19 protein-coding genes are annotated in these 17340 nt (G+C 44.0%); 14 read left to right on the forward strand and 5 right to left on the reverse strand.

Annotation, left to right across the window (positions count from 1 at the left end):
* Nucleotides 1-141: 141 nt before the first annotated feature.
* Nucleotides 142-381, forward strand: a complete 240-nt coding sequence (locus WC445_04095; protein ID MFA5129108.1) for a hypothetical protein — start codon at nt 142-144, stop codon at nt 379-381.
* Here the strand turns inward: WC445_04095 and WC445_04100 are convergent.
* On the reverse strand, nt 360-665 hold the full coding sequence (locus tag WC445_04100; protein MFA5129109.1) for a hypothetical protein: 306 nt from the start codon (nt 663-665) through the stop codon (nt 360-362). The two genes, WC445_04095 and WC445_04100, sit on opposite strands and share 22 nt — an antisense overlap.
* Before the next feature lie 170 nt (nt 666-835).
* Between WC445_04100 and WC445_04105 the strand changes: the two genes are divergently transcribed.
* Nucleotides 836-1402 (forward strand): sigma-70 family RNA polymerase sigma factor, encoded by a 567-nt coding sequence (locus tag WC445_04105; GenBank protein MFA5129110.1) that lies wholly within the window; start codon nt 836-838, stop codon nt 1400-1402.
* A gap of 13 nt (nt 1403-1415) precedes the next feature.
* Entirely contained in the window at nt 1416-3053 is a 1638-nt protein-coding gene (locus WC445_04110; GenBank protein ID MFA5129111.1) for a hypothetical protein, read from the forward strand.
* Between the two features lie 200 nt (nt 3054-3253).
* Here WC445_04110 and WC445_04115 read toward each other — a convergent pair whose 3' ends face one another.
* The 3 genes from WC445_04115 to WC445_04125 all read right to left on the reverse strand — a co-directional run bounded on the left by WC445_04115 (nt 3254) and on the right by WC445_04125 (nt 4269).
* Nucleotides 3254-3586 carry a hypothetical protein gene (locus WC445_04115; GenBank protein MFA5129112.1) on the reverse strand — a complete coding sequence of 111 codons (333 nt, stop codon included), beginning with the start codon at nt 3584-3586 and terminating at the stop codon, nt 3254-3256.
* 29 nt (nt 3587-3615) lie between these two features.
* Nucleotides 3616-3945: a hypothetical protein gene (locus tag WC445_04120; protein ID MFA5129113.1), complete on the reverse strand. Its 330-nt coding sequence runs from the start codon at nt 3943-3945 to the stop codon at nt 3616-3618.
* A 69-nt stretch (nt 3946-4014) separates the two neighbouring features.
* Entirely contained in the window at nt 4015-4269 is a 255-nt protein-coding gene (locus WC445_04125; protein ID MFA5129114.1) for a hypothetical protein, read from the reverse strand.
* A 147-nt stretch (nt 4270-4416) separates the two neighbouring features.
* On the opposite strand from WC445_04125, the gene WC445_04130 reads away from it, so the two are divergent.
* From WC445_04130 to WC445_04140, 3 genes are read left to right on the forward strand one after another with little or no spacing between them, the layout of a single operon-like run.
* Complete coding sequence (locus WC445_04130; GenBank protein ID MFA5129115.1) at nt 4417-7467, forward strand: type ISP restriction/modification enzyme; 3051 nt, start codon at nt 4417-4419, stop codon at nt 7465-7467.
* A gap of 18 nt (nt 7468-7485) precedes the next feature.
* Complete coding sequence (tcmP, locus tag WC445_04135; protein MFA5129116.1) at nt 7486-8319, forward strand: three-Cys-motif partner protein TcmP; 834 nt, start codon at nt 7486-7488, stop codon at nt 8317-8319.
* Between the two features lie 27 nt (nt 8320-8346).
* Nucleotides 8347-9213 carry a radical SAM protein gene (locus WC445_04140; protein MFA5129117.1) on the forward strand — a complete coding sequence of 289 codons (867 nt, stop codon included), beginning with the start codon at nt 8347-8349 and terminating at the stop codon, nt 9211-9213.
* A gap of 134 nt (nt 9214-9347) precedes the next feature.
* On the opposite strand, the gene WC445_04145 is transcribed toward WC445_04140, so the two are convergent.
* A complete protein-coding gene (locus tag WC445_04145; protein ID MFA5129118.1) occupies nt 9348-9533 on the reverse strand; it encodes a DUF1508 domain-containing protein in 186 nt (61 codons plus the stop codon).
* 314 nt (nt 9534-9847) lie between these two features.
* Here WC445_04145 and WC445_04150 point away from each other — a divergent pair, with 314 nt between their 5' ends.
* From WC445_04150 to WC445_04185, 8 genes are all read left to right on the forward strand, one after another.
* On the forward strand, nt 9848-10354 hold the full coding sequence (locus WC445_04150; GenBank protein MFA5129119.1) for a DUF6653 family protein: 507 nt from the start codon (nt 9848-9850) through the stop codon (nt 10352-10354).
* Nucleotides 10355-10412: 58 nt separating this feature from the next.
* Nucleotides 10413-11060, forward strand: a complete 648-nt coding sequence (locus tag WC445_04155) for a hypothetical protein (protein ID MFA5129120.1) — start codon at nt 10413-10415, stop codon at nt 11058-11060.
* 11 nt (nt 11061-11071) lie between these two features.
* Complete coding sequence (locus tag WC445_04160) at nt 11072-11731, forward strand: hypothetical protein (GenBank protein ID MFA5129121.1); 660 nt, start codon at nt 11072-11074, stop codon at nt 11729-11731.
* 111 nt (nt 11732-11842) lie between these two features.
* Nucleotides 11843-12568 carry a hypothetical protein gene (locus WC445_04165; protein ID MFA5129122.1) on the forward strand — a complete coding sequence of 242 codons (726 nt, stop codon included), beginning with the start codon at nt 11843-11845 and terminating at the stop codon, nt 12566-12568.
* 10 nt (nt 12569-12578) lie between these two features.
* On the forward strand, nt 12579-15158 hold the full coding sequence (locus tag WC445_04170) for a MopE-related protein (GenBank protein MFA5129123.1): 2580 nt from the start codon (nt 12579-12581) through the stop codon (nt 15156-15158).
* Between the two features lie 126 nt (nt 15159-15284).
* A complete protein-coding gene (locus WC445_04175; protein MFA5129124.1) occupies nt 15285-15536 on the forward strand; it encodes a hypothetical protein in 252 nt (83 codons plus the stop codon).
* Nucleotides 15537-15575: 39 nt separating this feature from the next.
* Nucleotides 15576-16100, forward strand: coding sequence for a DUF2127 domain-containing protein (locus tag WC445_04180; protein ID MFA5129125.1), 525 nt, complete (start codon nt 15576-15578; stop codon nt 16098-16100).
* A gap of 26 nt (nt 16101-16126) precedes the next feature.
* A complete protein-coding gene (locus WC445_04185; GenBank protein ID MFA5129126.1) occupies nt 16127-17266 on the forward strand; it encodes a polymer-forming cytoskeletal protein in 1140 nt (379 codons plus the stop codon).
* Nucleotides 17267-17340 lie beyond the last annotated feature (74 nt).

Consider the following 17340-nt stretch of genomic DNA (forward strand, 5'->3'; position numbering starts at 1 on the left):
AGGTGTCTCGCGGCGGACTCTCCTTAATCCCCGTTTTATCTCTCAAGCGGGTTTGCCCTGACTCAAGTGGTTTCTAGGATTTCTTCTTGAGAAATCCTCTTATTTTGGATGGCGCAGGTTGTCCTTCCCGCAAAAGGGGCAATGAGTGACGTTTTCCAGGTAGCCAGACTGGCCGCCGTCTTCCCGCTTGCTCTCTTCGTAGCCGCAATGCGGACAGACGAGACAGTATTCGTCGACGATACATTGATAGTTGGCGAAATGGCGCTCGGAATTCACGTCGCCGACGTAAAGACACTTGCAGTCTTTATGGCACTTCGGACACTTTGGTTTCGTTTCGACCATCATTTTCCCTCCTTTTTCTATCTCTTGCCCTTGGGGTAAATGTAGCCCCGGTTGCCGTTCGGCAGGACGAAAGAGACTGTTCCGTCGTCCGTTTTTTTGATTAGCAGGTTTTTTCCCAGAGTGAAGTTTGAGTTGGGAAGATTTTTCCAGGGTCCGCGTTCGGCCGCGAATTGGCGGGCGAAATTCGCGAGCGTGAAGTGGACGAGAATGCCTTCCGGAAAAACCTGCGTGATGGTTCCCCGGAAAGTGAATCCGTCAGTCTGACAGGTTATCATCACCCGGCCGCAAAGGCCACTTCGGTCAATCAGTTCTCCGAGTGTCATTGGTTCCTCCTTTACCAAAAGGCCCTTGATCAATATATTTAAGTTCAAATTTTTTAAAATGTCAAGGGATCGCGTCCGGCGCGCTATTTCGTGATATAATAAAAACGTTGTTACCTTTTAAATTTTAAAACGTAGATAAGAATAGAAGCTTCTTTAATTCCGGAATTAATATGGATCCAAACCAAGAAAAACAAATCATTAAAGCCTGCCAAGCCGGAAATTTTGAGGGTTTTGGTGAGCTCTACGAAGTGTACGTTAAAAAAATATACAGCTTTGTTTTTTACAAAACATATCATAAAGAAACGGCCGAAGATATTGTCTCGATAGTTTTTATGAAAGCTCTGGAAAATATCGGCTCCTATAAACCCGGCCGCGGGAGTTTTTCCGCCTGGCTTTACGGCATCGCTCGCCACGCCGTGGTTGATCATTTTCGTGCTGTCCGCCCGAGCGTTAACATTGAAGACGTTTGGGATTTGGCTGATGAGCAAAATTTAGAAATAGATCTTGACGCACGGGAAAAACTCAATGAAGTAAAAAAATATTTGGCAAAATTCAAGCCAACGCACCGCGAAATTATAATGATGCGTCTTTGGCAGGGATTGTCTTATCGGGAGATTTCAGAAATTATCGGATTCTCCGAGGCAAATTGCAAAATGATTTTTTCTCGCGAGATGGCAAAGCTTCGGGAGGAAATGGGAATAGTCGCGTTTTTACTTTTTATGTTTTTAAATATTTAATCTTAAAAAATATATGGAAAACTTAATCAAAGAAATAATGGACGAGTTATTTGCCATTGACCCGAGTTTGAAAAAATATCAAAAAGAATTGGAGGCGGCTACGGCTAAAATGATAGCCAACAAACCCGATGATAGGTTTGATGAAAATTTTCGGCAGGAATTGAAAATGAAATTGCTCGCGCGGGCTGAAGAATTGGAAAAAGGAGAAAAAGTAAAATTTTCATTTTGGCGAAGTTTAAAATTTTGGCGGGGTTTTTCTTTGGCCGCGGTCGTGGCAGCGCTTGCCTTAATTGTCGTAATACCCGCGATTCAAAACGGTCAGTTTAGTTTATTTAATTTTAAAAGCGGCAGTCCGCTGTCTTTAATTTCCGGGACAATGAATATTGAAGAGGCGGGTGAGCGAGCTTTTGGCGATCTTGCTTCTTCCAGCCAGGCTTTAACTAATTTAGAATTAGGAGATTCATCAGACGCTTATTATAGCGCGCCCACGCCCGCCGCCGCGCCGAAAACACAGTCTTCAACTTCGCGCGAAGAAATTCTCGCGCGTGAAGTTTCGGGGCTTGGTGGAGGTAGCGGAACGAACGCCGCCGCGCCGGACGTAAAAATGTTGCCACCCGAGTACGCGACAAAATATAATTATGTTTACATTGGCGAAGATTTTTCTTTCACGGAAGAGAGTGTGGCCGTCTTAAAACGTCTTAAAAGTTATGGCAGTGAAAATCTCAGTTCGGTTTTAAACAATTTAAGCTTTGGACTTTTTGACGCGAGCAAATTAAGAAATGTTAAAGTTCAATCAATGTCTATTGCCGAGGATCGCGACGGGGGATACGTGGTAGATTTTAATCCTTATGAGGGCACGATTTCTTTTTACGAAAATTGGCAAAAAATAATGCCGGTTAATTATGAAACCCAGCCGCGACTTCGAGAGTCTGATGTTCCGACAGACGAAAAATTAATTGAGACAGCCAATGATTTTTTGTCGCGCTTTGGAATTGACCGCGGAAATTATGGCACGCCAATTGTCGGCCAAAGCTGGAAATTGGGTTATGCCAATGTCCGGGACGAAGATATTTGGATTCCTGACACGATGACCGTGCAATATCCGTTGCTCTTGGGCGGGAAGGAAGCTTGGGAGCAGGGCGGTTACGACCGAGCCGGATTTTCCGTTAACGTAAATATCAGAACAATGAAAGTCACGGGTCTTTACGGACTTACAACACAAAATTATCAAAGTTCAAATTACGCCGCGGAAACTGATAAAAATCGTCTCTTAAAATTCGCGCTGCAGGGAGATCTTTGGCCGCAGCCAACATATCCGGAAGAAAATTTTAAAGTGAAAGAAGTGGAAATAAAACTTGGCACGCCGAGCGTGCAATATATGAGATATTGGAAATATGAAGGAAATCAAAGCAGCGAACTTTTTCTTCCGGCTTTGGTTTTCCCGGTAATTGACAAGAGCCAGGCTGACGAATATTTTACAAAAAAAGTGGTGGTAGTTCCGCTCGTTCGGGAAATTTTGGATAGCGCGGAAAGAGAAAACACCATTACGCCACCAGCAATTTTAGAATATAGAAAAGACATGGGGTCATCTTCATCTCAGATTTTAACTCCTACTCAGGAGCCCTTGCCGCCAGAGAAGGTTCAGAATTAAAAATTAAAAAAGAAAAATATAGGCGCGGGGCCCCAACCCCGCGCTTTATTATTTAGATAAACTCCAGCCCCAATTTTGCAACTAATTTAGTTTTGTAGATAATTTTTTTTGCCAAGGACGGATCTAAAATTTAAATAAATAAAAAAAGAGGGACGCGCGGGGCGATCCCTCTGGAGCGGTTTCACGCTCGGTTGTCGGGATTAGTTTGTCTCTTCCGGCTGGCAGGCGCCAAGCGGCGTGCCGAAGAGCTTCGTGGCGAACGGCCCGGCCGCGATGATGCTTCGCTGCCTCTTCTCGGCATGGCTCTGGAGAGCCGTCTCGAGATGAGCCTTGAGGCCGATCTGTTCGTCCGCGGAGACTTGCATCACCGCGGCCAGACTGGCCAAAGCGCCAAGGCAGATCTCCCTGTCTGCCGGCAGCAGGTCTGTCGTGCCCATCATGATGTCGCCCTTCGCGATGGAAAAGAAGCAGCTCTGGCCGTCTTTTGTGAAAGTGATGACCAGGCTGTGCACCATGAGTTTGAAAGCACCCATCTTTCCTCCTTCCTTTTCGCGAGTAGTTGCTAGTTCAACTGCTGCGCGGCCTCGGTGCGCAGGATGTCGTTGATGATCTTTTCCGTGAAGAAGTCGCGTCCGACAGCGACCATCGGTCGCGTAGCTCTCTCGTACTCATCGAAAGCCGCGTTCAGTTGGTCCTTGAGCTTGGCGCATTCGGGCTCTGGGATTTGCTCCAGGTAAGCCACGAACTTTAGGGCCGCAAGGCAGGATCTCCTGGTCGGCCACATGAAAGGAACAGCCGCGAGCTCGACCCTATCCTTCAGGATGGCGAACGAGCCGTAACAGCAGCCGACGCCGAAGTTGAATTCCAAGGTGTAGGTTGCCTTGTTCTTCATTTTTTAACCCTCCCTCTTTGGTCCGTCCGAGCCTTTCGCGCGGGCGGCCTGATTCCAAGAACCCAAACTTTACGGTTGACGTGTCTCGGCGTCGTGTTTTCGGAAAGCTTCCTCCAGCTGTGCACGGAGATTATTCTGCTCCTCCTCCGGGACACCGTTTGACACAGCCAGGTTTTCCAGGACGCGAAAGCAGGTTTCCTGGTCTGCTTTGACCGGCGGCGCGATCGCAACCAAGATCTCGCCTTTCTGAACGATGAGAAAGCACGTCGAGTCGCCGTTCATCCAACTCACCGCCAAGGCATACCTCATGAGCTTTGCATCCATTTTCCCCATTCCCTCCAACCCTCGCTCGTTTGAGAGTACATTATTTTATATCATTTTTATCAGAGAATTGTCAAGAGGCAGGGGGTTTACTTTAAAGAGATTTTCTGGGATAATTGGGGAAAGATTTGTTAATTTATTTTATAAAATATGAATGGTCAATTCGTGAAAGAATTTGTCTCCACAATTTCGGAAAAATATAAAACCGGTCAGGCAAAAGAGATGGCCTATCGGCCGGCGCTTGAAAAACTATTTCAAGATATTACCGGCTTGAATGTGATAAACGACCCCAAGCGGAGCGAATACGGCGCGCCGGACTTTGTTTTTATAAAAGGTAAGATTGCCGCCGCTTATGCCGAAGCCAAAGACCTGGGTGTGTCGCTTGACGAAACGGAAAAGGGCGAGCAGATGGCACGTTATTTTGGTTATCCGAATTTAATTTTGACAAATTGTTTGGAGTTTAGGTTTTTTAGAAATGGAGAAAAATATGAAACCGTAAAAATTGCTGAAATAAAAAATAGCGAAATCGCGTCGGTTGAAGATAGTTTTAATCTTTTGGAAGATACACTCTTGGCATTTATCAAAGAAGCCAAAGAGCCGATTAAGTCCGGTGTTGTTCTCGCCAAAGTGATGGCCGGCCAGGCGCGGCGCATTCGCGACAATATCAAAAAATATTTAAAAGAGGGCGACGAAAAGAAAAATGAAAGTTTGATTGCCGTTTATAATACTATTAAAAAATTATTACTCGCCGATTTGGATCACGAAAAATTTGCCGATATGTACGCCCAGACAGTTGTCTACGGTTTATTCGCGGCTCGCTATCATGATAAAACGGCAGACACTTTTTCTCGTGGAGAGGCGCGCGATTTGGTGCCAAAATCCAACCCATTTTTACGTAAATTTTTTGACCACATTGCCGGAGAAGATTTTGACGAGCGCGTAGAGTTTATTGTCAATGAACTCTGCGAAGAATTTAAGCACGCCGATATTCAGGCGATCGTGCATGATTATTACAAAGTGGAAAAGGACGACAGCCGCGACCCGATTGTTCATTTTTACGAAGATTTTTTGCAGGAGTATGATGCGGCCGAACGAAAAAAGATGGGAGTTTTTTATACCCCCTTGCCGGTGGTGTGTTTTATTGTTCGCGCGATTGATGATGTTTTGAAAAAAGAATTTGGTCTAAACGGTTTGGCTGATACTTCCAGAACGGAAATAAAAGGGTTGCAGGGAATGAAGGCAAAACAGTCGGTTCACAAAGTTCAAATACTTGATCCGGCGACCGGTACCGGCACATTTTTAAACGAAGTGATTTTGCAAATTAAAAAATCATTTGTCGGACAAGAGGGCCGATGGTCAAGTTATGTTCGTGATGATTTACTGCCGCGGTTGCACGGATTTGAAATAATGATGGCGCCGTACACCATCGCCCATCTTAAACTTTCCACGCTTTTGAAAGAAACTGGAGTGGATATAAAAGACGAACGTATAGAAATTTACCTCACTAATTCTCTGGAAAAAGCGGATAAATATGATGATACGCTTTTTGCCGGTTTAGGTTTTGATAAAGCTATCACGGAAGAATCTCGTTTAGCCGGAAAAGTTAAAAATGATTTGCCAATAATGGTAGTGCTCGGCAATCCGCCGTACAATGTCAGCTCACAAAATAAAGGCGAATGGATCGGCGAGTTGATAAAAGATTATAAAAAAGATCTGGATGAAAGGAATATACAACCTTTATCCGATGATTATATTAAATTTATCCGCTTCGCCCAATATCTTGTAGACAAAAATGGCGAGGGAATTATTGGGATGATTACCAACAATTCTTACATTGACGGAATTACCCATCGCCAAATGCGTAAAAATCTTTTGGAAACTTTTGATAGTATTTATATTTTGGATTTGCACGGCAATGCTAAGAAAAAAGAAACCGCGCCCGACGGCAGCGTTGATCAAAATGTATTTAGTATAATGCAAGGCGTGTCCATCGCGCTGTTTGTCAAAAAAGCAGGCAAGAAAAAATCACTCGGCACGGTTTATCACGCTGAATTATTTGGAAAGCAAAAAGACAAATACGAGGCGTTGAATAATTTTGATTTTGAAAAGATGAAATGGAATAAGATTGATTGCAAGGATCCGTATTACTTTTTTGTGCCAAAGGATTTTAGAGCAGAGGATGAGTATAAAGAGGGGATCAGCGTAACTAATTTATTTCAAAAATGGGCTTCGGGAGTTGCTACTGCGAAAGATGACCTGATAATAAAATTTTCAGTCGATGAGATCAAGGAGCTTCGCGCCAGTTTTAGTAGATATTCAGATCAAGAGATAGCGCAGAAATACCAAGTCGACCAGAAAAAGGTTGTTCAAGTCAGAAAGGATATGGATAACGTTATTGGCGAATACACCCCTATTTTATATCGACCATTTGACACAAGATATACCCTTTACTCTCCGAACAGTGAAGGCGTGTTTCAAAGACCAAGGCCAGAAATAATGAAGCACTTGTTAAAAGACAATTTGGCAATTTTAACATGTAAACAACAGACTAGTTTTGATTTTCAGCATGTATTTTTGTCAGCGACAATTACAGATCGATGTGGTGTTTCATTACAAACCGGTGAAGTCGGATATGTTTTCCCTCTTTATCTTTATGCCGACGACGGATCAAAAATTCCGAATCTCAAAAAAGAAATTGTGGCTGAAATAGAAAAAATTGTCGGCAAGGTGACGCCGGAAAATGTTTTGGATTATATCTACGCCGTTTTGCACTCGCCGAGTTATCGCGAAAAATATAAAGAATTTTTGAAGATAGATTTTCCGCGGGTGCCGTATCCGAAAAATGAAAAGCGATTTTTCGCGTTGGCAAAATTGGGCGAGGAGTTGAGGCATCTGCATTTGTTGGAAAGTTCGAAGGTTGAAAAATTTATTACCACTTATCCCGAGGCAGGGGATAATTTGGTGGAAAAAGTTGTCTATAAAGATGGAAAAGTTTATATTAATGCTTCGCAATATTTCGGTGGCGTGCCGGAAATCGCCTGGAACTTTTCCATCGGCGGCTATCAGCCGGCGCAGAAATGGTTGAAAGATCGCAAAGGCCGCAAACTCTCCAACGCCGACATTGAACATTATCAAAAAATTGTTGTGGCGTTGGTGGAGACGGATAAACTTATGAGAGGAATTGATAAAGTTAATAAATAATTTTTTAAAAGTTATTATATGTGGAGGGTTAAACCGCATACAAGAGAAAAATTGGAATATTTCAGAAAGTATATCGAAGCATATACAACCGCAACTAAAAAACTACCTTTGAAATATTATATTGATGCTTTCGCCGGAACAGGAAAGTGTGTCCTCTGCGGTGAAAAATGCAGTTCGGAGGGGTGGTCAAGATGTGAAAAGTGTGGCAGAGGTAATTTAATTGATGGATCGGCATTGATTTCCTTAAAAATAAAAAATAAATTTAATGGTTATTTATTTGTTGAGCTAAATAAAAAAAGTTTTAAAATTTTGAATAATTTAGTGATTTCTGAAAAAAGTAATGTCTCTCCATCCATTTCAGTGAAAACACGCAATGATGATTCGAATAAACTACTAAAAGATTTGTATAAATATATACCTTCTCGGGCTGGCTGTTTGGTATTTCTAGATCCGAAGGGCGCCGAGCTTTATTGGGAAACCGTTGTCTCCTTATCAAAGATTAGAAAAGTAGACATCCTCATTTTGTATCCTTATGACATGTCTCTTGTAAGATTAATCAGAGATTATCCAAAAAAATTAGATCTTTTTTATGGCTCTACGGATTGGTCGAATGTTTATAACTCGAAAGATAATTATAATGAGAAGAGAAGGAAAGAAGCGTTATTAAGTTTTTATAGGGAAAATTTAAAAAAATTAGGATTTGAGTACGTTGTCTATAAACAGATAAGAAGAAATTTAAGATCTGGCAAGGCTCTTTATCATTTAATTTTGGTGACACATAGCTCCATCGGCAAAAAAATTATGGAGAATATCTTTGATAAAGAGATAGATGGGCAGACAAAGCTTTGCTAGAGTGGTTTTTGTTGTTATAATATAAGTATGAAAAAGGCGGGGGAGATACAAAGGAAATCGCTTTTGTATAAAAGCGGCGTGGAGTACGCCGACTATTGTATTAATCACGCCGAAGGCTGCTCACACGGTTGCAGGTTTCCTTGCTACGCCATGATGATGAAAAAACGGTGCGGTGTGATAAATAGTTATGAAGATTGGATCAAGCCCAAAATAGTTGCGAACGCCTTGGAACTTTTGGATAAAGAAATTCCAAAATTGAAAGATAAAATTAAAGTTGTTCACCTTTGCTTCACAACTGATCCATTCATGTATAAGCAAAAAGAAATTTCCGATTTGACTTTGAAAATTATAAAGAGACTGAACGACGATAATATAAAGTGCACGGTACTGACAAAAGGTGTCTACCCCAAGGAATTAATTGACGTTGAAAAATACGGCGGAAATAATGAGTATGCAATCACGCTCGTATCTTTGAATGAAGGATTTAAAAAAAGATTTGAGCCGGGAGCCGCGCCGTACGAAGATAGGGTAAAATCTTTAAAATATTTGCATGACCATGGATTGAAAACCTGGGTAAGCATGGAGCCGTACCCAACGCCGAACTTAGTGGATCAGGATTTAAAGAAAGTTTTGGCAAAGATTAATTTTGTTGATAAAATTATTTTTGGGAAATTGAATTATAACATTAAGGTGACAGAATTTCAGGACAATAAAGATTTCTACGATGGTTGCGCAAAAATTGTTATAAATTTTTGTGAGAAAAATAATATTGGATATCACATTAAATACGGAACTCAGAAAAAAGACAACAAAAAAACGGAAAAAATTTTTCGAAAGGATTTTGTTTCCGAGAAACAGAGACGGGTTGATTGTTTAGAGCCAGTATATTTATAGAAAACAGATTTTTAAAAAAGTGGCCCTTGCCACTTTTTCTTTACCGCAGCTCAAATCTCAATGTTTGTGAAGAGTGGTCTTGAATTTAAAACAAAAAGCCCCTCAAAAAGCTGACGGGAATTTTACTCAATCAACTAAATTGTGGAGTCCACAATATCAGCCGACCAAGCAATCAATTTTACTCGACTAGCAGAATTAATAGAGGCTTGCTTTGAGGAGTAAGCCTCACTCGCAGCGACCTTCTCGCCGTTTATGGCTTGAAGGCGCCATCTATGATATCCAGCAGCGTCTTTGTAAATGACGAATCGAGGATTTGTCATATTTGTTCCGTTTATTTTTATTTAATCTAGGGAGTCGACCTTTACGCTGCTCCCTTCTTCAAAACCTGTTTAGATTCTGAAGGAGAGAGGTAAAGGTGACTTAATCTAGAAAGAAATAAAAGTCCCGGAATATCCCGCCAGCTTTTCAAAGAGCTTTAACAGTAATTTTATCAAGGATTATTTTAGGGGTCAATGGTTTATGAAAAAAATATTTTATCTCATAATTTTTTCCATCGTAATTTTGAGATCAGCCGGTTGGCGCAAAGCAAAAAATTGTCCTTAAAAAATTTAGAACATCACAGACATAATAAAATATGACTCTTGAACAAAAAATCGCCAAAGCATTTAGGATGGATGAGAAAACTCGTCAACGACATTCAAATCCCTGGAGCGTCTATTCGCGTTTTTCCATGATCCCGCTCCTTGGTTTGGCATTCTGGAGCAGGGTATGGCTCGGTTGGTGGTCACTCGCGCTGATTGCTGTTGTGCTTTTATGGGTTTGGACAAATCCTCGAATTTTTTCTGCGCCAAAAAGTACTAACAATTGGGCATCTAAAATAGTGCTTGGCGAATGGGTTTGGATGAATCGAAAAAACGTACCTGTGCCGACACATCATCAATACGCGCCCAATATCCTTTCCGCAATCGGAGCGATTGGCGCAATCCCTTTTATCTGGGGCCTGTACGCGCTTGAAATATGGCCGGCGGTTTTTGGCGGCGTTGTTATTGTCATAAGTAAATTGTGGTTTGCGGACCGCATGGTATGGTTATATGAAGATATGAAAGACGCCACGCCAGAATACAAAAGTTGGCTTTATTGATTAGTTTAGTGATGTTTTTTACCCTGCAAAATTGTCCTTAAAAATAATTTAAAAATCCATGAATAAATCTTTTTCAATATTTATTACAATCATTATTATCTTTGTCTTTGCCGCAATGGCGTATTGGTTTTTAAGCACACAAATTAATCTTTCCGAAGTAAATAACCCAATTACAAATCTTGTAAACAACGCAGCGCCTAGCGCGGTTTCCGGAAATAATTTGAATCAAAATCAGCCGAGTGGTGAAAACGTTTTGGCCACTGATGATTTTTCTTTAACTTATCCGGCTGGCTGGCGGTCGGCTCCGGCAATAACTGGCGTGTCGGCTATGATTGTCAAGGAAAATGAAAACATTGCCGATCCCGAGGCCAAGAAAATGAATTTTCAAACTTATTTGGCTGTTGCCTATGATTCCTCTGAAGGGCAAACAAAAGACGAAGTTGTGGAATATTTGAAAAACGAGTTGCGCGCGGTAATTCCCGAAATAGTTTTTTCCCGCGAGAATTTTTTAACTGTAAATGGGCGCGAAGTCTACGCCACGGAAATAACTTTCCGTAAAAGCGGACTTGATTTTCATGTGCTGGAAGTTCTTGTTTGGGGAAAAGAAAATGACCTCTGGGTGCTTTCCTACAATACTCTGGAAGAATTGTGGCAAGGATATGTTTCTGATTTTGAAAAAATTACACAGTCGTTTATTGTGAAATAAAATATAAAAATATGAACAAAACTTTACTTATCGTCGCCGTTCTTGTTTCAATCTTAATTATCGCCGGGCTTGTCGTGGGTATTTTTATTTTGCTTCCTAAAATTTTTGTCGCGCCGATATCCGCGCCGGTGGCTTGCACTCTTGAAGCTAAACTTTGTCCGGACGGAAGTTATGTCGGCCGAGTTTTGCCGAGCTGCGAATTCGCGCCGTGTCCCGATAAAATTTCATACGAAAGCGAGCCGCGTATAGAAAATAGTGAATGGAAAATTTGGAGTGATGGTGTGATAGAATTTAGTTATCCGGAAAAATTGACAGCGAAATACATTGATACTGTTGAATGGCCGCCGAAAGTGATGATCGCGACAGGCGAATTTTCTTGCGCGGAAACTCCGGCGGAAAGCAGCCTGCCGGAATTTGTGGCGCGGCGGATGGTGGATGACAGAGTTTATTGTGTGAGAGCGGTAAATGAAGCCGCGGCTGGCAGTGTTTACTCAACTTACACATATTCCACCGCGCGCGAAGGAAACATTATTGTTTTGGATTTTATTTTGCGTTATCCGCAATGTTTAAATTATGATGATCCGCAAAAAAGTGAATGCCAAGCGGAGCGGGAAACATTTGATTTGGACAGCGTGGTAGACCGGATTGTGGAGACAGTGATAATTGAGTAATCGGTAATTAGTAATTGAAAAGCGGTCCGAGCGGCCGCTTTTTGGTTTATAAAATTTTTTGTGGTAAAATTATAAAATAAAAATAGTTTTAATTTTTAAATTTGGGAAATTATGAAAAAACTTTTTGAAGGAGGGACAAAAGGTCGAATAGATCCCGCAGCATTGCAGGACCGAATAGATCCCGCAGGATTGCGGGACAGGCTCTTTGAAAATTCCGCCTTTGGCGGGAAAGGAGAATGGAAAATGAAGAAAGGGATCATGCTCGTGACGGCACTCGTTGGCGTGCTGGTTTTGGTCGGTTGGGGTTGCGGGAATTCCGCGGCGCCCACTGACACAAACTCGGATATGAATGTTTCCGAGACTTCCTCAGACAGCGTGCCAGAAGTCACGTCCGACACGACCGGAGAAATTCCGGCCGGTTGGACAGAGTACAGGAACGAGCAGTGGGGGGTGAATTTCATTTACCCCGCGGGCTGGCAGTACCAAGAGTATAGCGAGACAGTTGAAGGCGAAGAGGTGGCGACCCTCGCTTTCTCAGACCAGGAGTTGCCAGAAACTTTGCCGCCAGAACCTTTGTTTCCGATCATGGTTTTCCGCGACGCGAGGACCGTAGAAAGCGCAATGTCTGACTACACGGAGGCTGTTGCTGCGGAAGATATCACGCTCGGGAGTAGAGTAGTAAAAAAGATTATTTACTACTCTAATATTCTCGAACAGAACGACAGGGTCTATCTAATTCCTCTGCGTGATGGGATTTTGAAACTCTTTGTACCAGATAGTGCGAGTTACGTTTCCACGGCTGAAACCATGATTGCCAACCTTACTGAGACAGAGTAGGAGACAGACAATGGAAAAGTTCAAGATGGGCGCGCTGTGCCTGGTGTTGTGGTTTTTGTTGCCGCGCAATTCCGAGGCAGAAGAGTTTCTGTACCTGCCGATTACCAGAACGCCGGTCATCACTTCAGGTTTCTGTGGTTACCGGACCGCGTCTGGCGCTTGCCATGGTGGTATTGACTATGACGTTCGCGACGACGGCGATGGAATCTTCGCCGCAGCGGATGGCGTAGTTGAGGTTGCAGAAGATGGCTGGCTAAATACCTACCATGGGAGACGGGTGTATGGCAATTACGTACAAATACTTCACGACAACGGCTATCGTACCATCTATGCCCACTTTAAAAGAGGCAGCCTGGAAGTCAGTGTGGGCGATGAGGTCAGTGTCGGTCAACTTTTAGGAATTGGTGATAACTCTGGTTGGTCAACTGGCTCGCACCTGCACTTCGAAGTCCGCGATTCGAGCGGACGCAAGGTAGATCCTTACGGCGACAGCCCATCATATCCAAACTGTGGCGCAAATCACCTTTGGGTAAATTGCCCACCAACAGTGTGGGTTGACGAGGACAGAGATGCCGACACATGGACAGTTGAAGAAGGCGACTGTGACGACACAAATCCCAACATCTATCCCGGCGCGGTAGAACGCTGCAACGGCGTGGATGACAATTGCGCGGATGGCGTGGACGAGGAACCAGCGGCGAGTTACGCTTGCCGCGACAGCGTGGACTGCACCATTGACGCCTGCATGGTTGGCGCGCACGTTTGTACCAACCGTCAAAATGACGCGGCTTGCGAAGACGGCGATCCCTGCACTACAAACCTCTGTATTATTCTGACCGGCTGTCGCGCGATTCCCAAGGACACGGACTTGGACGGTTTCGTGGATATTTCCTGCGGCGGCGATGACTGCGACGATTCCAATATGGCCATCCGCCCTGATGCCGCGGAGAAGTGCAATAACATTGATGACGACTGCGACACGGAAACCGACGAAGACTGGCTGTTACTCGGAACCAGTTGTAATGTTGGCTTTGGCGAATGTCGGCGAAGCGGCATCTGGGTTTGCGAACCTCTGGAGCGCGCCACAGTCTGCGACGCCGAGTATATTTCTGGCACGCCGGAACTTTGCGACGGCCTGGACAATGATTGCGACACAGAGACTGACGAGGATTGGCCTGAGCTTGGCACGGCCTGCGGAATTTTCCCCTGCGACGGGACATATGTCTGTTCTCTTGGCGGCTCTGGTTCATACTGCAATGCCAGTCCTGGCATGCCTGAGACTTGCGACGGCCTGGACAATGACTGCGATGGTGAAACCGATGAATCTCCGGCGGAATTTTCCTGCGGCGACGGAAATGACTGCACGGTTGATTCGTGCGTGCTTGGCGCATGCCGACATTTTTCGCGCGATCGCGACGGCGACACTCATGGCGACGACCTCTGTGGTGGTACCGATTGTAACGATCTTAACCCCGCGGTTTGGGAATACGCTTTCAGCGAATCGCGGTTGACAAACTCGGCTGGAGATTCTAATTCCCCGGCCGTGGCGTGGACAGGTTCAGAACTTGGAATTGTTTGGGAAGATTGGCGGGCGGGCATTCCCAACGCGGAAATATACTTCGCCCGGGCAGACACTTCGCTCGCGAGAATTGGCGATGAAGTCAGAGTGACAAATGCCTCATGGGGATCGCGCGAACCGTCTCTGAGCTGGACTGGCTCAGAGTATGGTGTGGCTTGGTATGACCTTCGGGTTGACTCTCGTTCCGAAGTCTTCTTTACTCGGCTTGATTCTACTGGGCTGGAAATTGGCGATGATATCCAACTGACAGACCATTTTGCTCTTTCCGGCGCGAGTTATGAACTATCTCTCACCTGGACAGGAAGTGACTATGGCATTGTCTTTCAGGATAGCCGCCTTAGCTCAATGGATATTTTCTTCGTGCGGCTGGATTCCGGCGGGATAGCGATTGCTCCCGAAGCGCCTGCTATTTCAGACAGCGGACCTGAGAGTTTTCCAGTTCTTGTTTGGACAGGGAGTCAATACGGTCTGGCTTACACTGTTTCAATCGACGGCTATCAGCAGATCTTCTTCGCGCGGTTTGATTCTTCCGGTGTAAGAACAGGCGCCGTTACGAGAGTTGCCTCGTTTGATTCGGGCGGGAGATTCTACGCTGAAACAGTCGATCTCGTTTGGCAAGGCAGAGAGTTCGCTTTGGTCTGGACAAAGAACATGGCGAGCGGCGCGAGGGAGGTTTATTTCCGGAGATTGGACGCGGCTGGTGTACCACTTGCTCCTGAGGTTCTGGTTGCGACTAGTCCGGACATAATCTATCGCGTTGCCATCGCGTGGAATGGGAGAGAATACGGGGTTATTTGGCAAGAAAGTTCTGGCATGTTGGCCAATGTTTACTTTGTCCGGCTAGCTGAAGCTGGCAGTAGGCTCGGTACGGTGATCCGGATTTCAAGTACTGCCAGAAATTCGGAAAAGGAAGTCGTGGTTTGGACCGGTCACGAGTACGTCATGGCCTGGTCGGACAATCGCGACAGCGATTGGGAGATCTACCTTGGTCGCGTCAGTTGCGGCTGGTAGGCGACGGAGAACAGCGAAGAGCCGAAACAAAACCGTTTCTCGTTGAGGGAGGAGAGACGGTTTTTATTTTTGACTTTCTGCCGATTTTGCGAGATAATTTATAGATAAGAATATTAATTTTGAATTATGAATTACGTGCAAATTCTCCAAATCACTTCTATCGCGCTTGAGGGGTTGGTCGCCCTTATTTCTGCCGTAGCCGCGTTTCGAGGCCGTTCATATATGTACGGCTTTGCTTTCACCTTCGCGATCTATGTTTTTTATGACTTGGCCAAACTTTACGGCTGGGGCGTTCCTCAAAACGCGCTATCCATAATTTTCTTTGTTGCCACACTTTCGGCTCTGGCCTCGGTTTGGCGGATTTCAAAAAGGAGATGATTGAATAACAAGTAATTGGAAATTGTAAGTTATTTTATAATGTTTCAAAAGTTAGATAAATATTTCAAACGCCCGATAGGTTTGATTTTGATTGTTCTTTACAAGGGTGTTTGGGGTCTTGTGGAAATTATTTTAGGAATCCTTGCTCTGATTTTCAGTTCTCTGATCCGCCACGCGGCGGCGAGCGATTTTATTCGCGGTCTGATCGCCCGGGGAATCGCCGAAGATCCGCAAGGGATTTTTATTAATTGGCTTGCGGCCCATGATCCAAGCGGAATTTTACAAAAATCAATTTCTTTGGGGTTGGGCCTTATAATTTTGGGCGTGATTGATTTGGCCATTGCTATTGCCGTTTGGTTCCGTTCTTGGTTTGTCCGGGACATTGGTATTGTTTTTTTCTCCGGAGTGGCGATTTATGGCATTGCCTCGCTCGCGATTAATTTTTCTTTTTTTAAACTTTTAGCCGTCGTTTTAAATATCTCCATTCTTTTTTATTTCTGGCAGATGTTGCCAAAACATTTGGGGCAGAGAGGTAAAAGAGCAGTGAATAATAATTCTAATTAATTTTTTAAAATTTAACTAACACGCGTATGCGAAATAAATTTTTTGTATGCCTGGCAATTGTGGTCATGATTTTGGTCGCCTCCCCGATTGGCGCGGCGGAATTTAAAGCCGGCGAAGAATTTGCCTTAGGTAAAGACAAAACAATTTCCGACAATCTTTATACTGTCGGAAATAACGTAATTTTGAGCGGAGTAGTCGAGGGAGATTTTCTCGCGGCGGGAGGGACAATCCTTTTTACCGGTGAAGTGGTAGAGGATTTAGCAGTGGCAGGAGGAACAGTGAGTTTGATTGGTTTGGTTGGGGGAGATATTCGGGTTATGGGCGGAACGGTGATGGTTGGCGCGGCAGTAGCCGGAGAGGCGATTGCGATAGGCGGCCAGGTAAGCGTGTCGGAAGAGGCGACTTTTGGAAAGGACGTAACTTTGGCCGGTGGAATGGTAACTTTTTCCGGTGAGACAAAAAGCGGCCTTAAAATTTATGGTGATGAAGCGGTTATTAATGGAAAAGTTTCCGGAAATGTTTTTGCGAAAATTAGAAAATTAACGATTGGTCCCGACGCGGAAATTTCGGGCTCGCTTTCTTATGAGGCGATGGAAGAAGCTAAGATTGATCCGGCGGCTGTGATTGGTGGAGCAGTTGATTTTAAAAAAACTGAAATTCAAAAAGGGGAAGATAAAGAGGCAATCTGGGGATTTCTCTTTGGAGTTTGGTTTTTGAAATTTTTGTCAATCCTTTTGGTCGGCCTGCTTCTTTACTGGATTTTTCAGCGTCAGACAAAAGAATTTGTTAAAAGGAATTTGGAAGAGTTCGGCTGGGATTTATTGCGCGGCGCAGCCATGGCGATTTGTTTGCCGATCGCGGCGATTATTTCTTTCATCACGATAATCGGCGGCGTGCTTGGCGCGGGCGGATTGCTTTTATATTTTTTCCTCATGATTTTAAGTCCAGCCTTGGGGGGTATGGCATTTGGAAGTTTGATTTGGAAGCTTTTCTCAAAAAAGAAAGAATTCAATTTTAATTGGAAAACAGTTGTGGTTGGTATTGCGTTGATGAGTTTAATTGGATTGATTCCTGTTCTTGGTTGGGTTTTTTGTCTTGTTTTCGGCGTGGCCGCTTTCGGCGGTTTGTGGGTAGCGCTTAGAATGATGTTTTTAGAGAAAAAATAAAAAAAGTTAAAAATAAAATAAAAAAATTGTCACTCCCGGGCGGCATCGGTGTTGATTTTTGGCGAATATTCTAA

It is taken from the genome of Patescibacteria group bacterium (assembly GCA_041650995.1).
Taxonomy (GTDB): domain Bacteria; phylum Patescibacteriota; class Patescibacteriia; order XYB2-FULL-38-15; family XYB2-FULL-38-15; genus JAHIRI01.

What these genes read in the sequence shown, in the direction of transcription:
- WC445_04095 (MFA5129108.1), top strand. Translation starts at nt 142, where the DNA reads ATGAGTGACGTTTTCCAGGTAGCCAGACTGGCCGCCGTCTTCCCGCTT.
- WC445_04100 (MFA5129109.1), bottom strand. Translation starts at nt 665, where the DNA reads ATGACACTCGGAGAACTGATTGACCGAAGTGGCCTTTGCGGCCGGGTG.
- WC445_04105 (MFA5129110.1), top strand. Translation starts at nt 836, where the DNA reads ATGGATCCAAACCAAGAAAAACAAATCATTAAAGCCTGCCAAGCCGGA.
- WC445_04110 (MFA5129111.1), top strand. Translation starts at nt 1,416, where the DNA reads ATGGAAAACTTAATCAAAGAAATAATGGACGAGTTATTTGCCATTGAC.
- WC445_04115 (MFA5129112.1), bottom strand. Translation starts at nt 3,586, where the DNA reads ATGGGTGCTTTCAAACTCATGGTGCACAGCCTGGTCATCACTTTCACA.
- WC445_04120 (MFA5129113.1), bottom strand. Translation starts at nt 3,945, where the DNA reads ATGAAGAACAAGGCAACCTACACCTTGGAATTCAACTTCGGCGTCGGC.
- WC445_04125 (MFA5129114.1), bottom strand. Translation starts at nt 4,269, where the DNA reads ATGGATGCAAAGCTCATGAGGTATGCCTTGGCGGTGAGTTGGATGAAC.
- WC445_04130 (MFA5129115.1), top strand. Translation starts at nt 4,417, where the DNA reads ATGAATGGTCAATTCGTGAAAGAATTTGTCTCCACAATTTCGGAAAAA.
- tcmP (MFA5129116.1), top strand. Translation starts at nt 7,486, where the DNA reads ATGTGGAGGGTTAAACCGCATACAAGAGAAAAATTGGAATATTTCAGA.
- WC445_04140 (MFA5129117.1), top strand. Translation starts at nt 8,347, where the DNA reads ATGAAAAAGGCGGGGGAGATACAAAGGAAATCGCTTTTGTATAAAAGC.
- WC445_04145 (MFA5129118.1), bottom strand. Translation starts at nt 9,533, where the DNA reads ATGACAAATCCTCGATTCGTCATTTACAAAGACGCTGCTGGATATCAT.
- WC445_04150 (MFA5129119.1), top strand. Translation starts at nt 9,848, where the DNA reads ATGACTCTTGAACAAAAAATCGCCAAAGCATTTAGGATGGATGAGAAA.
- WC445_04155 (MFA5129120.1), top strand. Translation starts at nt 10,413, where the DNA reads ATGAATAAATCTTTTTCAATATTTATTACAATCATTATTATCTTTGTC.
- WC445_04160 (MFA5129121.1), top strand. Translation starts at nt 11,072, where the DNA reads ATGAACAAAACTTTACTTATCGTCGCCGTTCTTGTTTCAATCTTAATT.
- WC445_04165 (MFA5129122.1), top strand. Translation starts at nt 11,843, where the DNA reads ATGAAAAAACTTTTTGAAGGAGGGACAAAAGGTCGAATAGATCCCGCA.
- WC445_04170 (MFA5129123.1), top strand. Translation starts at nt 12,579, where the DNA reads ATGGAAAAGTTCAAGATGGGCGCGCTGTGCCTGGTGTTGTGGTTTTTG.
- WC445_04175 (MFA5129124.1), top strand. Translation starts at nt 15,285, where the DNA reads ATGAATTACGTGCAAATTCTCCAAATCACTTCTATCGCGCTTGAGGGG.
- WC445_04180 (MFA5129125.1), top strand. Translation starts at nt 15,576, where the DNA reads ATGTTTCAAAAGTTAGATAAATATTTCAAACGCCCGATAGGTTTGATT.
- WC445_04185 (MFA5129126.1), top strand. Translation starts at nt 16,127, where the DNA reads ATGCGAAATAAATTTTTTGTATGCCTGGCAATTGTGGTCATGATTTTG.